Origin of the sequence: Morganella psychrotolerans (assembly GCF_965118875.1) — a bacterium.
GTDB lineage: Bacteria > Pseudomonadota > Gammaproteobacteria > Enterobacterales > Enterobacteriaceae > Morganella > Morganella psychrotolerans_C.
On sequence record NZ_CBCPJD010000007.1, the window covers coordinates 96503 to 111449 of the forward strand.

Annotated in this window: 17 protein-coding genes and 3 tRNA genes; 18 read left to right on the forward strand and 2 right to left on the reverse strand. The window is 48.0% G+C overall.

The features are described 5' to 3' along the window. The first annotated feature begins 6 nt into the window (after window positions 1-6). Genes cydB through ybgE form a run of 3 tightly spaced genes read left to right on the forward strand, consistent with a single transcriptional unit; the run spans window position 7 to window position 1560 of the window. Complete coding sequence (gene cydB, locus ACMHKJ_RS09615) at window positions 7-1149, forward strand: cytochrome d ubiquinol oxidase subunit II (RefSeq protein ID WP_413493451.1); 1143 nt, start codon at window positions 7-9, stop codon at window positions 1147-1149. 13 nt (window positions 1150-1162) lie between these two features. Then, entirely contained in the window at window positions 1163-1270 is a 108-nt protein-coding gene (gene cydX / locus ACMHKJ_RS09620) for a cytochrome bd-I oxidase subunit CydX (RefSeq protein ID WP_067370303.1), read from the forward strand. Between the two features lie 5 nt (window positions 1271-1275). Then, window positions 1276-1560, forward strand: a complete 285-nt coding sequence (ybgE, locus tag ACMHKJ_RS09625) for a cyd operon protein YbgE (RefSeq protein WP_413493453.1) — start codon at window positions 1276-1278, stop codon at window positions 1558-1560. 56 nt (window positions 1561-1616) lie between these two features. Here ybgE and ACMHKJ_RS09630 read toward each other — a convergent pair whose 3' ends face one another. Then, window positions 1617-2510, reverse strand: a complete 894-nt coding sequence (locus ACMHKJ_RS09630) for a LysR family transcriptional regulator (protein ID WP_413493455.1) — start codon at window positions 2508-2510, stop codon at window positions 1617-1619. 91 nt (window positions 2511-2601) lie between these two features. On the opposite strand from ACMHKJ_RS09630, the gene ACMHKJ_RS09635 reads away from it, so the two are divergent. The 12 genes from ACMHKJ_RS09635 (at window position 2602) to ACMHKJ_RS09690 (ending at window position 10664) form a co-directional block, all read left to right on the forward strand. Then, the gene (locus ACMHKJ_RS09635; RefSeq protein WP_413493456.1) at window positions 2602-3990 is read left to right on the forward strand and encodes an MFS transporter; all 1389 of its coding nucleotides are present in this window, start codon (window positions 2602-2604) and stop codon (window positions 3988-3990) included. Continuing rightward, window positions 3977-4384 carry a hypothetical protein gene (locus ACMHKJ_RS09640; protein WP_413493458.1) on the forward strand — a complete coding sequence of 136 codons (408 nt, stop codon included), beginning with the start codon at window positions 3977-3979 and terminating at the stop codon, window positions 4382-4384. The genes ACMHKJ_RS09635 and ACMHKJ_RS09640 overlap by 14 nt, the downstream gene beginning before the upstream one ends. 427 nt (window positions 4385-4811) lie before the next feature. Continuing rightward, complete coding sequence (gene ybgC / locus ACMHKJ_RS09645; RefSeq protein ID WP_413493460.1) at window positions 4812-5204, forward strand: tol-pal system-associated acyl-CoA thioesterase; 393 nt, start codon at window positions 4812-4814, stop codon at window positions 5202-5204. After that, complete coding sequence (gene tolQ / locus ACMHKJ_RS09650) at window positions 5201-5887, forward strand: Tol-Pal system protein TolQ (protein ID WP_067370319.1); 687 nt, start codon at window positions 5201-5203, stop codon at window positions 5885-5887. The genes ybgC and tolQ overlap by 4 nt, the downstream gene beginning before the upstream one ends. A gap of 14 nt (window positions 5888-5901) precedes the next feature. Beyond that, the gene (tolR, locus tag ACMHKJ_RS09655; RefSeq protein WP_413493462.1) at window positions 5902-6327 is read left to right on the forward strand and encodes a colicin uptake protein TolR; all 426 of its coding nucleotides are present in this window, start codon (window positions 5902-5904) and stop codon (window positions 6325-6327) included. A gap of 46 nt (window positions 6328-6373) precedes the next feature. Beyond that, complete coding sequence (gene tolA / locus ACMHKJ_RS09660) at window positions 6374-7447, forward strand: cell envelope integrity protein TolA (RefSeq protein ID WP_413493464.1); 1074 nt, start codon at window positions 6374-6376, stop codon at window positions 7445-7447. A gap of 133 nt (window positions 7448-7580) precedes the next feature. Beyond that, window positions 7581-8873 (forward strand): Tol-Pal system beta propeller repeat protein TolB, encoded by a 1293-nt coding sequence (tolB, locus tag ACMHKJ_RS09665; RefSeq protein ID WP_413493466.1) that lies wholly within the window; start codon window positions 7581-7583, stop codon window positions 8871-8873. 42 nt (window positions 8874-8915) lie between these two features. Further along, window positions 8916-9410 (forward strand): peptidoglycan-associated lipoprotein Pal, encoded by a 495-nt coding sequence (gene pal / locus ACMHKJ_RS09670; RefSeq protein ID WP_067370330.1) that lies wholly within the window; start codon window positions 8916-8918, stop codon window positions 9408-9410. A 9-nt stretch (window positions 9411-9419) separates the two neighbouring features. Next, entirely contained in the window at window positions 9420-10211 is a 792-nt protein-coding gene (cpoB, locus tag ACMHKJ_RS09675) for a cell division protein CpoB (protein WP_413493468.1), read from the forward strand. Window positions 10212-10377: 166 nt separating this feature from the next. Next, window positions 10378-10453: transfer RNA gene (locus ACMHKJ_RS09680), tRNA-Lys, on the forward strand. A gap of 25 nt (window positions 10454-10478) precedes the next feature. Continuing rightward, window positions 10479-10554 (forward strand) — tRNA-Lys (locus ACMHKJ_RS09685). Between the two features lie 34 nt (window positions 10555-10588). Beyond that, window positions 10589-10664, forward strand: a tRNA-Lys gene (locus ACMHKJ_RS09690). 68 nt (window positions 10665-10732) lie between these two features. Here the strand turns inward: ACMHKJ_RS09690 and ACMHKJ_RS09695 are convergent. After that, complete coding sequence (locus ACMHKJ_RS09695; RefSeq protein ID WP_413493470.1) at window positions 10733-11599, reverse strand: aminoglycoside 6-adenylyltransferase; 867 nt, start codon at window positions 11597-11599, stop codon at window positions 10733-10735. Window positions 11600-11824: 225 nt separating this feature from the next. On the opposite strand from ACMHKJ_RS09695, the gene pnuC reads away from it, so the two are divergent. The 3 genes from pnuC to aroG all read left to right on the forward strand — a co-directional run bounded on the left by pnuC (window position 11825) and on the right by aroG (window position 14855). Further along, the gene (pnuC, locus tag ACMHKJ_RS09700) at window positions 11825-12526 is read left to right on the forward strand and encodes a nicotinamide riboside transporter PnuC (protein ID WP_413493471.1); all 702 of its coding nucleotides are present in this window, start codon (window positions 11825-11827) and stop codon (window positions 12524-12526) included. 149 nt (window positions 12527-12675) lie between these two features. Continuing rightward, window positions 12676-13605 carry a DUF808 domain-containing protein gene (locus ACMHKJ_RS09705; protein WP_413493473.1) on the forward strand — a complete coding sequence of 310 codons (930 nt, stop codon included), beginning with the start codon at window positions 12676-12678 and terminating at the stop codon, window positions 13603-13605. 197 nt (window positions 13606-13802) lie between these two features. After that, the gene (gene aroG / locus ACMHKJ_RS09710) at window positions 13803-14855 is read left to right on the forward strand and encodes a 3-deoxy-7-phosphoheptulonate synthase AroG (RefSeq protein ID WP_413493475.1); all 1053 of its coding nucleotides are present in this window, start codon (window positions 13803-13805) and stop codon (window positions 14853-14855) included. The last annotated feature ends 92 nt before the right edge of the window (window positions 14856-14947 follow it).

A 14947-nucleotide genomic window follows, 5' to 3' on the forward strand; every position in this document is an offset into this window, starting at 1 on the left:
CCACTTATGTTTGATTATGAAATATTACGGTTTGTATGGTGGATACTGATCGGCGTTCTGCTGATTGGCTTCACTGTGACTGATGGTTTTGATATGGGTGTGGGTATTCTGCTGCCGATTATCAGCAAAGGTGATACAGAACGCCGTATCATGATTAATACCTTAGCACCGCACTGGGAGGGCAACCAGGTATGGTTGGTCACCGCAGGTGGTGCACTGTTTGCTGCATGGCCGATGGTCTACGCTGCTGCATTCTCAGGTTTCTATATCGCAATGATTCTGGTCCTGGCGGCATTATTCTTCCGCCCGGTCGGTTTTGACTATCGTTCAAAACTGGAATCACCAAAATGGCGCGGTATGTGGGACTGGGGTATTTTTATCGGCAGTTTCGTTCCGTCATTAGTCATCGGTGTGGCATTCGGTAACCTGTTACTGGGTGTGCCGGTTGAAGTGAACTCGAATCTGCAGGTTTCTTATGCAGGGAGTTTCTTCGGTCTTCTGAACCCGTATGGTCTGTTAGCCGGCTTAATCAGTCTGATGATGATTGTGGCGCACGGCGGAACTTACCTGCAGATGCGTACTACCGGTGATTTACACCTGCGTGCGCGCAAAGCAACCACTATTACCGCATTGCTGACATTTGTTCTGTTCGCAGTGGCCGGTGCGTGGCTGATGTGGGGTGGTATCGAAGGTTTCCGTGTCGTATCTGACCTGGATCATTTCGGTCCTTCCAACCCGGTAACGAAAGAAGTGGTTCAGGAAGCGGGCGCATGGATGGCAAACTTTACTGCGCATCCAATCCTGTGGATCCTGCCGGCTGTCGGCCTGGTGTCTCCGCTGCTGGTGGTTCTGTTCACCCGTCTGGATAAAGGTGCGTTTGCATTCCTGTTCTCTGCACTGACTATTGCGGGGGTGATCCTGACCTGTGGTACAGCCATGTTCCCGTTCATCATGCCTTCAAGCATTGATCCGAACGTCAGTCTGACCATGTGGGATGCAACATCCAGTCTGCTTACCCTTCAGGTAATGACCGTTGTTGCGATTATCTTTGTACCAATCGTTCTTCTGTACACTATCTGGTGTTATGTGAAGATGGCGGGTCGTATGGATAAATCCTTCATCGAAGACAACAAACATTCACTGTACTAAGGAGCAGACGCATATGTGGTATTTTGCATGGATCCTCGGAACGCTCCTGGCATGCAGTATTGCAATTATTGCAGCACTGGCCATTGAGCATAATGAAGACAAAGCCGCGTCAGGCGAATAAGACGTATGTTGGATAAATCTTACCAACTACTGGATAAGGGTCCCTTACGGGTCCTTGTCCTCATCATGGCGCTGGGGCTGGCATTTTGTGTGATTTGGGATCCGTCGCGTTTTGCGGCGAATACCAGTTCATTACAGATCTGGCAGGGGTTAGTGATGATCTGGGCCGTATGCAGCGGTGCAGTTTTCGGCACCGCTTTTCATCCGAAACGCGCAGTCTGGAAGATTATCTTTCATCCCATTCCCGCCATTGTGATCCTGGCTTACGGCCTTTATCACTTTTTTAGCTGATAAAGTCGTTTTTCATTAAAAAAGCCGTTCATCTGAACGGCTTTTTTTTGTCTGTCTTACGGATAGCGCAGTTGCTTAGTATTCTCACTGAAATACCGGACAAAATAGTCGATAAATACCCGCACTTTCTGTGGCAGATGTGCTGCAGGCGGGAATACCATATTGATGCTTTGATCCGGCGTATCCCGCTGTGTAAAGACCGGTACTAATTCTTCCTGCATCAATTGCTCTCTTATATACCAGACCGGCAGCAGGCTGTATCCCTGATGTGCCAGTGTCATGGTGCGGATAGCCTGAATCGAGTTGGACACAAACGCGGTATTGTCCGGGGCAGGCAAATGCTGACGCCAGGCGCTCTGGCTTAACAGATTACTGTTGGCGATAAACGGCAGTAAAGCGGGATCGCTGTTATCCGTTACCTGATAGCGGCGGATAAAGTCCGGTGTTGCCACATAACATACCGGAAAATCTGCCAGTCTGCGGTAACGCAACCCGCTGTCGCTCAGTGTGCCGAGCCTGAGTACCACATCCAGTTTCTGGGCAATCAAATCACTCAGAGTATGATCGACGCGATAATCCAGCTGAATAAGCGGATATTGCATCCGGAATGACGGAAGCTGCGGCAGCAGAAACTGTCCGCCGAATTCGGCTGTGGCGCTGAAACGCAGAGTGCCCTGTGGCTGAGTCGTGCCCGCCATTACTGCATCAAGCGCACTGTCAAACTGTTGTAACAGCGGTCTGAACTGCTGATACAGCGCATGACCGGACTCTGTCAGGGTAAACTGGCGTGTTGTCCGGTGCAGTAGTGTGGTGTTCAGCTCTGTTTCCAGGGCTTTGATATGCAGGCTCACCATCGACTTACTTAAATTCAGACGGGTTGCCGCGCGGGTAAATGACCCGGTATCCACTACATATATAAAGGTATTAATTTTTTCAACTGACGTCAGCATAAATTTGTTTAATTTTACCAAACAATATTGTTTATATTGACGCATAGACGCCGCAGGTCAACAACTTTTACACTGCTGACCGGAGGAAATTATGACCTATCGTTATCGCATCGCCCTGATTTTTTTACTGGGCTTCTTTATTGATTGCATCAACATTTTTATGTCTGCCATTACATTACCGGCTATAGCGGCGTCATTGCAGGTTTCATCCCTTTCCGTTACCTGGGTGGCGAACAGCTATATTCTCGGGCTGACCCTGATCATTCCGCTGAGCCGCTGGCTGGCTGACCGTTTCGGGATACGTGAACTGATGACCTTCTCGATGCTGCTGTTTGCGGGAACTGCTGTACTGGCAGGCGGGGCGGATTCATTCACATCCCTGATCACCTGGCGCTTTTTACAAGGCGTGGCGGGCGGATTACTTATTCCTGTCGGGCAGTCTCTGACATTTCAATATTTCCAGGGACATGAGCGCAGCAAGATTTCCACTATTATCATGATGATCGCTCTGATTGCACCGGCGCTGTCGCCGATGCTGGGCGGGGTGATTGTTGATGTGGCCGGCTGGCGTCCGGTGTTTTATGTCAATGCACCGTTTGCGCTGCTTACCGCACTGCTGGCGTGGTGCTGGATAAAGGAGCCGAAAACAGTCACATGCCCGGCGCCTGATCTCAAAGGGCTTTTGCTGGTCAGTATTGTGCTGGCATCACTGCTGATTGCCCTGTCACTCTACGGGGAGTATCACAATATCAGTGGTGCGCTGGCACTCGCTGCGCTGATGTTGCTGAGTGCACGGCTCTATTATCGTCATTATCAGAGAGAGCCACAGGCGATTATTGACCTTGCTCTGCTGAAAAATACCCGGCTGTGGTTATCTGTCGCTGTCTATTATGCGGTGCCCGGTGTGTTTACCGGGGTAAATATCCTGGCTATTTTTTATCTGACAACGGTTCTTAACCTGACAACCGGCGTCACCGGTGCCTTTATGCTGCTGTATGCAGCGGGAGCACTGATGTCGATGCTGGTCAGTGGTGCGCTCTACAACAAAGCAGGTGCAGGGCGGCTCTTTTTTATCAGCTTGTTATTGCACAGCGGCGGGATAGCATTGTTTGCTCTGACTGACGTGAATACACCGCTCTGGTTTATTGGTCTTATCTATCTTCTTACCGGAACCGGCGGTGGGATAGCCGCTAATTGTGCTCAGACTACGGCGCTGTATGATTTTCGTGATACACAACTGACCAAAGCCAGTGTTATCTGGAATATTAACCGGCAAATCGTATTCAGTATCGGTGCGGCGTTATTAATGACGCTGTATCAGACGCTGAATATCATCATCCCGGAAAACGCATTTAAAATGACATTCCTGTGTGCGGCAGCTACCGGGCTTATCCCGCTTATCTTTTTATGCAGCTCCCGCTATCGTTCATCATTAAGACCGGCAGAATCTGCCGCGGAGACATCTCATGAGCCATCCTGACATTCAGAAAGCTGTTAATAGTATCAATATCGTTCACGAACTTATTTATCAGGTGTTCACCACACCGGGTGAGGAAGGTAAAGCAGCACTGCACGCTTTACTGATGCATTTTACTGACGATTTCTCTATGACAGGGATTAGCGGGGCGGTTGTTGATCATGACACTGTGGTGGCGGTATTTACGCGGATGCAGGGACAGAAACAGGGGGCGCCGATAGAAACATCAGATTATGAGTGTGTCAGCCGGACAGAAAATACACTTGCCATGCGTTATCTTGAAACTCAGCACTTCTCCGGGGTGACAACAGCACGGCGTTCTGTGGTGATCCTGTCTAAAAACGATGACGAAATGTGGCAGTGGCATTATCTGCATGAAACACCGCTGGTATTATAACCGGTCTGAACTCCGGGTATTCTGACCCATAAACAGGACAAAAAACCAGTTTCTGTAAAATAAAGATAAATTGATTTTATTTAAGGTATTACAATAAGTTAGATTGCCATGTAAATAAATCGGTAGCACAAAAATCCGGAATTATCCGGATTTTTGCGTATTAGTGAGGAGAAATGTCTTTTAATAAGTGTTTAATGATAGCGGCTGAAGGCGAAAGTAACGCTGCTAACGTGTTGTAATTCGTAACAAAATATTTTTTCGCAGCAACCTCTGAATGAGCTTGCGTGTTGCATAAAGGCGAGTATGATTAGCGCGCGGACAAACGGGCTTTTCTTATCTTTACGTACTAAGCATTTTCAATACGTTTGGTCTTCACGTATAGTTTGCAGGGCAAGTCTGCTGATAAGAGTTAGTTGCGGGATATTCAATGTTTAGTTGGCCGGTACGGATTTACTACGAAGATACTGATGCTGGTGGTGTTGTGTACCACGGGCAGTATGCTGCGTTTTTTGAGCGTGCCAGAACTGAAATGTTACGGGCGCGGGGCTTTCACCAGCAGCGACTGCTGGAAGAGCAGGTTGGGTTTGTGGTCCGCAAATTAACTATCGATTATCATCATCCGGCAAGGTTAGACGACCTGTTAGAGGTACAAAGCGCGATTACAGAGATTCGCCGCGCGTCCCTGACATTTACGCAAACACTTATGCATAAAAACGGAACTCTTTTATGTCGCGCAGAGGTACTTGTCGCCTGCGTGAATATTTCTTTAATGAAGCCGATAGCGCTTCCCGAGTCTATTGTCGCGGAGTTTAAGCAGTGACTGACATGAATATCTGGGATTTATTCCTGAAAGCAAGTTACCTCGTGCAATTTATCATGCTGGTATTGCTGGGCTTTTCTGTTGCATCGTGGGCAATTATTATTCAGCGGACCAAAATCCTGAATGCTGCGACGCGTGAAGCGGAAGCGTTTGAAGACAAATTCTGGTCAGGTATCGAACTGTCCCGTCTGTATAAAGAGAGCCAGGCGCGTCGTGACGAATTAAGTGGCACAGAACAGATTTTCCATTCCGGCTTTAAAGAGTTTGCCCGTCTGCATCAGGCCAATATTCACTCTCCGGAGGCGGTTGAAACCGGTGCGGCGCGTGCGATGCGCATTTCAATGAACCGTGAAATGGAAAACCTGGAAAACAATATTCCGTTCCTGGGAACTGTCGGCTCTATCAGCCCGTATATCGGTCTGTTCGGGACAGTCTGGGGAATTATGCACGCCTTTATCGCATTAGGTGCGGTAAAACAGGCAACATTACAGATGGTGGCACCGGGTATTGCAGAAGCACTGATTGCAACGGCAATTGGTCTGTTTGCGGCAATCCCTGCGGTAATGGCCTACAACCGTCTGAATAACCGTGTGAATAAATTAGAACAGAACTACGATAACTTCAGTGAAGAGTTTCTGGGGATTTTACACCGCCAGGCGTTTGCATCTGCTGATAAGAAATAAGGCAGGAGATTATTATGGCACGTCAACGCAGACACAAGCGGGAGCTGAAATCTGAAATTAACATTGTTCCTTTACTGGACGTGTTGCTTGTGTTGTTGCTTATCTTCATGGCAACAGCGCCGATAATCAGTCAGAGTGTGGAAGTGGATCTCCCTGATGCCTCCGATTCTCAGGCGGTATCTACCAATGATAATCCACCGATTATTCTGGAAGTATCCGGAGTGGGGCAATATACCCTGGTGGTAAAACAGGATCGCCTGGAATTACTGCCGGAAGAACAAATTATTGCTGAGGCAAAAGCACGCCTGGCGGAAGATCCGAAAACGATTTTCCTGGTCGGTGGTGCAAAAGATGTGCCTTATGAAGAGATTATTAATGGTCTGAATATTCTGAAACAGGCCGGAGTGAAATCTGTAGGTCTGATGACGAAACCGATGTAAGGTTTGTTATGCCGTTGTTTTCACTCAGTGTGTTAGGGAATTAAGCGTGAGAAAGCTGAAAGAGCGTAAAGATAAATTAAATCGTTCTGTCATCACATCTGTTGTGTTGCACCTTCTGCTGGTTGCGCTGGTGATTTGGGGATCATTTGTCACTAAATCAGGACTGATGGGCGGCGGTGAAGGCGGGCAGGTGATCGACGCTATTATGGTTGATCCGAACGCTATGGTTGAAAATTTCAATCAGCAACAACAACAACAGGCAAACGCAAAACAGGCTCAGGCGCAGCGCGAGAAAAAAGAGAAGCAGCAGGAAGAAGAATTACGTCAGAAAGAATCGCGTGAGCAGGAGCGTTTAAAAGCCATTGAAGAAGAGCGTCTGAAAACTGAGCAAAAGGTCGACGATCAGAAAAAAGAAGCTGAAGAACAGCAGAAACAGGCTCAGGACGCACTGAAAAAAGCGAAAGAAGAACAGAAAATTGCAGAAGCCGCCGCTGCCAAAGCGCAGGCTGAAAAAGAAAACGTAATAAAAGAGCAGGCGCTGGCGAAGAAAAAGTCAGATGAAAAAGCGGCTGCACAGCAAGCGGCAGAAGAAGAAAAAGCGAAAGCCGAAAAAGCGGTAAAAGAAAAAGCCGAAGCGGCAAAAGCTGAAAAAGAAGCTAAAGAAAAAGCCGCTAAAGAGAAAGCAGCAAAAGAAGCTAAAGATGCGAAAGCCAAAGCAGCGGCTTCAAAGAAGCAAGCCAGCGAAGTGGATGACCTCCTGGGTGGATTAGCGTCTAATGCGCCGGGAACAGAAAGCGGCGGCGCATCCGCTGCCGGTCAGGGCGGTGGTAAAAAGAGCGGTACTAACTCTGATGCCGATATGAACGGCTATATGACGCAGGTGCAGTTAGCGATTCAGGCAAAATTTTATAATGCTGACCTTTACAGCGGCAAAACATGTACATTAGAGATCAATATCACGAACAAAGGGTCGTTAATTGATGTCAAACCAGTGGGCGGTGATCCTGCACTCTGTACTGCGGCAGTGACTGCAACCAAACAGGCTCGTATACCGGCACCGCCGAGTGATGCAGTCTGGCGGGCATTTAAGAATTCGAAAGTGGACTTTAAACCGAAATGAAAGATGTGATACAACGGGATAACCGGGAAGGATTACGTTAATAATGTGTTTTTGTGACGATATCTGGTTTTGGTTATGAACGTTTGTTAAAATACTTATTTCACGCGGGCATTGGCGCAACAAGGGAGAGAAAATGAAGCAGGCAGTTAAATATATGCTCGGTTTTCTGATGCTGTGGGCGGCAGTTGCTCAGGCTGAAGTTCGTATCGAGATAACACAGGGTGTTGATTCAGCGCGTCCTATTGGTGTTGTGCCTTTCCAGATGGCGGGTGGCGGTAGTGCACCTGAAGAGATTGGTGCCATTGTTGCGGCTGATTTACGTAACAGCGGAAAATTTAATCCGATTGACCCGGCCCGTATGCCTCAGTTACCGGGAACCGCGTCCGAAGTGGTTCCGGAATCCTGGACAGCACTGGGTATTGATGCCGTTGTTGTCGGTCAGGTTCAGCCGGGTGCTGATGGTAATTATCTGGTGAGCTACCAGTTAGTTGATACGTCGGGCGCTCCGGGCAGTGTGCTTGCTCAGAACCAGTTTAAAGTGACAAAGCAGTGGCTGCGTTATGCGGCACATACTGCCAGTGATGAAGTTTTTGAAAAATTAACCGGTATCCGTGGCGCATTCCGCACGCGTATCGCTTATGTGGTAGTGAAGAACGGCGGCGGCTATCGTTATGAGCTGCGCGTATCTGACTATGACGGTTACAACCAGTTCACGGTTCACCGTTCACCGGAGCCTCTGATGTCTCCGGCATGGTCACCTGATGGCGAAAAAATTGCGTATGTTACCTTTGAAAGCGGAAGCTCAGCACTGGTTATCCAGAACCTGTCCAGCGGACAAGTTCGCCAGGTTGCGTCATTCCCGCGTCACAACGGTGCACCTGCATTTTCACCGGATGGTTCTAAACTGGCATTTGCGTTATCGAAATCCGGTAGTCTGAATCTGTATGTGATGGATCTCGGCTCAGGCCAGATGCGTCAGGTAACAGATGGTCGTAGTAATAATACTGAGCCTTCATGGATGCCGGACAGCCAGACGTTAGCCTTTACATCTGACCAGGCTGGTCGTCCGCAAATCTATAAGGTCAATATTAATGGCGGTGCTCCCGAACGTCTGACTTGGGATGGGACTCAGAACCAGAACGGCAACGTCAGTTCTGACGGTAGTTTCCTGGTAATGGTCAGTTCAGGCGGCGGGAAACAGCATATCGCCAAACAAGATCTAGTAGCGAACAATTTCCAGATTTTAACGGATACGTTCCTAGATGAAACGCCAAGTATCGCACCAAACGGCACTATGGTTATTTATAGCTCCTCGCAAGGTATGGGAACTATATTGCAGCTGGTTTCGACCGACGGGCGTTTCAAAGCGCGTCTTCCGGCGACTGACGGACAGGTTAAATTCCCTGCCTGGTCGCCGTATCTGTGATGCATTAAAATATGTATGGCAAATTATAAAAGGATCAAAGAGATGCAACTTAACAAAGTGCTTAAAGGGCTGATGATAGCTTTACCTGTTCTGGCCGTCGCTGCATGTAGTTCTAACAAAAACGACCAGGCTGATGCGGGCACTGTCGACAATAGCGCAAACACTGGTATGTCAGCTGAAGATCTGGCTCGCCAGCAACTTCAGGAACTTCAGAACAACAATATCGTATACTTCGGTTTCGACAAATACGACATTTCTCCTGAATTCCAACAGCTGCTGGACGCACACGCTGCATTCCTGCGTAACAACCCGTCTTACAAAGTGACTGTTGAAGGTCATGCTGATGAGCGTGGTACTCCAGAGTACAACATCGCACTGGGCGAACGTCGTGCTAACGCTGCTAAGATGTATCTGCAGGGTAAAGGCGTAAACGGTGAACAAATCTCTATCGTTTCTTACGGTAAAGAAAAACCAGCAGTTCTGGGTCACACCGAAGCTGACTACGCGAAAAATCGTCGCGCAGTACTGGTATACTAAGAGATATACATGAAAAGTAACTTCAGACGCCTGATGGTGAGTCTGTCGTTATTGATAGGTGTAGCGGCCCCCTGGGCCGCTATTGCTCAGGCACCCATCATCAATATCGGCTCAGGCTCCACTGATGACCGCCTCGTACAGCTCGAGCGTATTTCCAATGCGCATGGTCAGCTATTAACTCAACTCCAGCAACAAGTCATGGATAACCAGCGTGATATCGATACACTGCGCGGGCAAATCCAGGAAAGTCAGTATTTACTGAATCAGTTGACGGAGCGCCAACGCGAACTTTTCTCACAGCTGGATACTCTTTCCGGCGGCACATCTAATGGTGCATCAACAGACAGCGGATCATCTGCAGGTGGTTCACCGGCGTCTGCCGCTGTACCTGCGGATACCTCTGCACCTGATGCTGCTGCAAGTAAGGGCAATGAGAAAGATGACTATAATGCCGCGGTGAATATGGCGATGAACACCAAAGATTACGATGGTGCAATCGGCGCATTTCAGAGTTTTATTAAAAGCTACCCAAAGTCGAGTTATCTTCCTAATGCCAATTATTGGTTAGGTCAGATGAATTACAACAAAGGCAAAAAAGATGACGCTGTGGCGTATTTTGCTTCTGTGGTGAAAAACTGGCCGAAATCTCAGAAAGCAGGTGAATCCTTTTATAAAGTCGGATTGATCATGCAGGAGAAAGGGGATAAAGCGAAGGCAAAGGCCATCTATCAGCAAGTTATCGCGAAATATCCCGGTTCAACCGGTGCGAAATTAGCTGAGAAAAAATTGTCTGGTTTATAACCGGGCAGACAGTACCGTTGTTCATAAAATAGCCCCGCACTGAGAGAATATGGCTCAAACGGGGCTAAGTGAGTGAATTGTAAGCGTTTGAACAAGTTTTTTTGAAATAATCATTGCACCTGACGGATAAATCAGTAATATACCGTGCCGTTGGACAGAGAGTATTGGGGCGTTAGCTCAGTCGGTAGAGCAGTTGACTTTTAATCAATTGGTCACAAGTTCGAATCTTGTACGCCCCACCATCCTCTTTTGTACAATGCCTGAAATGGGGCGTTAGCTCAGTCGGTAGAGCAGTTGACTTTTAATCAATTGGTCACAAGTTCGAATCTTGTACGCCCCACCATTTCAGCACAGTTAGTCCGAAAGATCCCCCCGATGGGGCGTTAGCTCAGTTGGTAGAGCAGTTGACTTTTAATCAATTGGTCACAGGTTCGAATCCTGTACGCCCCACCATCGAACTGTTATTCCTCACTGTTTCTTCCTCCCCCGGCATAACACCGGAGGTCATCTTTATCTTCCTGCTATTTTTCAGTAACCGGCGCTAATAAATCATCTGCATTCAGCCTGTCAGCAACCAGCGCAATAACCTTATCCGCTAACGTAATATCAATCTCAAACTGATGTGCTTCAATTACCTGCAATGCGATATCCCGATAGAGTGTGAGCATCGCCATGTAGGCCCGTGCGGCATGCATCCGATCTTTGTTATCCAGAGTCGCTATAAAGCGCCCGTACAGCCCCGGTGGCAGCCAGCGGCTGAGATGCTCCCCTTTGTACCAGACATGTGGTGTTTCGCTCTGTCTGAGCAGCACATGCCACTCCAGCAGCATCACCAGCTTTTGTTTCATCTCCACATTCCGCAGGCGGGCGCTCCACAAATCATTACGCAGATAGTAAACAGGTACCTGAGGCGCTTCCAGCCAGAAATTTTGCCAGTTCGCTATAAAAGTTTCTTTATCGGGCTCGGTAATGACAGTTGCAGGATCTGCATAGCCCGGTAATTTAGCGGTGATCCCGGTTTTATCCAGCAAAACGGCATAACCCCGCTGATAAATCGGATCCAGCCCGTGAGACACCATCTGTGTGATTCGCTCACGTCCGGCGAGGACAAAATCGACTTTGCGGCCTTTTTCATACAGCACCTGACATGCGGGCCAGGCAGTATCGTGTGTTTTTTGTATGATCAGCGGATTTCCGAACCGGTACAGCCAACGTTCATCCTGTATTAATTCCTGATAATTACTGCCGACCAATTCGGTATTAATATCAGAAAAACGGTCTGCCTGATTGGTTCCGGCCATTGAACCGGTCACAATAACCGCATCAATACGGGGATCCAAAAGGGCAAAAGAGATAATGCTGTTAATAATTTGCTCAATTGATTCCATTACGCATCTCATTTATATAATTAATATCCCGGCTGATATTACGTCATAACTAAAAATAGCGGGAGTAGTAAAGTTAAAAAAACGTTACTATGTTTATTATATTAAACAAAATTTGTTATCATGAGATATTCATCACTGAAGTGACAGAAAAATACACACTAAACTAAACCTGCAAAGGCTTAAAATCCGTAAATGACAGGGTAAATACCTAAGAAAGGTGGCGGAATGGAATTTTTTGACATCAATAATATTCTCATGGTGATCCCGCTCGGTAAAGACGGAGCGTATGAATTATCGTGGATTGAAGCGGTCGGTGCCGTTGCCGGGTTGCTGTGTATCTGGCTGGCAAGTCTGGAGAAAACAATCAATTATCTGTTTGGTCTGATTAACGTCACATTATTTGCGGTGATTTTCTTTCAGATCCAACTCTACGCCAACTTACTGTTACAAATCTTCTTTTTTGCTGCCAACGTCTATGGCTGGTATGCCTGGAGCCGGCGTAACAGCAACGCAGAAGCGGAACTGAAAATCCGCTGGATGTCGCCGCTGAAAACCGGCGTGACGGCGGTAGTGTGCCTGGTCGCTATCCTGCTGTTGGCCCGCTTTATTGACCCTGTATTTACCCGGCTGGCGCAGGGTATGGTCAGTATGCTGAATATGGCAGGGGCAGAGCTTGCTATGCCGGTACTACCGCCGGATGCCTTCCCGTTCTGGGATGCGGCAATGACAGTGCTCTCCGTGGCGGCAATGATCCTGATGACCCGCAAACTGGTGGAAAACTGGCTGTTGTGGGTGGTGATTAACATCATCAGTGTCGTGATTTATTACCTGCAGGGTGTATACGCCTTGTCACTGGAATACATCATTTTACTGGGTGTGGCGCTGAATGGCTCAAGAATGTGGATAAAAGCGGCGAAAAAACGCTGAATTTATTTTCAGATTGCCTCCTGATAATTATAATGATGGGTATTTGGTAATAATCAGATACCTATTAATCAGCTATATACCCAACGTTATTCAGGATGCAGCCAACGAATCTGCGGTTTGAATGAATAAGGGCATAAAAGGAAACTCTTGTGGCAGGTGGAAGCTTACTCGCGTTACTTGATGATATTGCAGCCGTTTTAGATGATGTTTCTGTCATGACAAAAATGGCCGCCAAAAAGACTTCCGGCGTACTGGGTGATGACCTGGCACTGAATGCCCAGCAGGTCACCGGCGTGCGCGCAGAGCGCGAAATACCGGTGGTCTGGGCGGTTGCCAAAGGGTCTTTTTTCAATAAACTGATCCTGGTACCGCTGGCGCTGTTGATCAATGCCTTTGCCCCATGGGCGGTAACCCCGTTGCTGATGGTCGGCGGTGCCTTTTTATGTTTTGAAGGTGCAGAAAAACTGGCACATAAATTTTTGCACAGTCCTGCGGATGACAATCACGACACTGCAGAAACGCAAACACTACAGACGCCGGAAGAATTAGCTGATTTTGAAAAACGCAAAATTAAAGGCGCTATCCGCACGGATTTTGTGTTATCGGCAGAAATTATTGCGATCACATTAGGCATTGTCGCGACATCCGCCTTTATCAATCAGGTTGTGGTGCTCTCGGTGATTGCGGTCATTATGACTGTCGGGGTGTATGGTCTGGTGGCGGGTATTGTCAAACTGGATGACCTGGGCTTTTATTTACAGAAAAAGAGCATGGCAGTTCTGAAGAAAACAGGCAATTTTCTGATCAGCTCCACGCCTTATCTGATGAAAACACTCTCTGTGGTGGGAACGGCGGCGATGTTTATGGTCGGCGGGGGTATTTTAATCCACGGCATTCCGGTTATTTATCATTGGATCGAAAAGCTTGCCCTGACGGGGGCAGATATCCCGGCATTCGGCGGATTTATTCACTTTATAACGCCGCCGGTAGTTAATTTAGTGTTCGGTCTTATCGCCGGTATGATTATTGTTTTGCTGATTACGATGATTCAGCGGATCAGAACCAGGTTAGTGTCATAAAGAACCCTTTCACTTACAGCGGCTGATAAAGCCGCTGTTTTCCTTCTGAACGACAACGGTTTGTCCTGTTAATCCGAATATTTTCGGGGCGAAAAATTAATTTCGTTTCCTGTGCAGCTAATTGTTTACAGCTTGTTGACGAGCGGTTAGATTAAAATTACCACAATAAACACACAGGACAGCGGAAGATACGGGTTATGAACTATCAGAACGATGATGTAAAAATAAAAGAAATTCGGGAATTATTACCACCAGTGGCGTTACTGGAGTCGTTTCCCGCGACGATGACTGCCGCTGCAACCGTTCGCCAGACCCGTCACGCCATTCATGAAATACTGGAAGGGCGGGATGACCGCTTGTTGGTTGTTATCGGACCGTGCTCTATTCACGACCCGAAAGCCGCCGCTGAATATGCAGATCGCCTGCTGGTGCTGCGTAATTCACTTAAAGGTGAGCTGGAAATTGTTATGCGCGTCTATTTTGAAAAACCGCGCACCACGGTCGGCTGGAAAGGGCTGATTAACGATCCGCATCTTGACCACTCCTTTGCCATCAATGACGGCCTGCGCATTGCGCGCAAGCTGCTGCTTGATATTAATGACAAAGGGCTGCCGGCAGCGGGTGAGTTCCTGGATATGATCACCCCGCAATATCTGGCAGATCTGATGAGCTGGGGCGCTATCGGCGCGCGTACAACCGAATCACAGGTTCACCGTGAACTGGCGTCCGGGCTCTCTTGTCCGGTCGGATTTAAAAACGGTACGGACGGCACCATTAAAGTCGCGATTGACGCTATCAATGCCGCCGGTTCACCGCACTGTTTTCTTTCCGTCACCAAATGGGGTCATTCTGCCATTGTGAATACCACGGGTAACGGCGACTGTCACATTATCCTGCGCGGTGGTAAAAAACCGAATTACAGCGCGGAAGATGTCAGTGTTGTAAAAGACGGATTGGCACAGGCCGGTCTCGCTCCGCGTATTATGATCGATTTCAGCCATGCAAACAGCAGCAAGCAGTATCAGCGCCAGATGAATGTTAGTACAGATGTGGCGCAGCAGATTGCCGGTGGTGAAAAAGCGATTATGGGCGTGATGGTGGAGAGTCATCTGACAGAAGGTAATCAGAATCTGGAAGGTGACGCACCTCTGGTGTATGGCAAAAGTGTTACAGATGCCTGTATCGGCTGGGAAGACACTGAAATCCTGCTTAAACAGCTTGCGGATGCAGTAAAAGCCCGCCGCAAATAATATATTCGGTATACCCAACGCCATTCAGGTTGCAGGCAGGCGGCCTAGCTCCACGCCGCTAACGAACCTGTAGTTTGAATGAATAAGGGTAT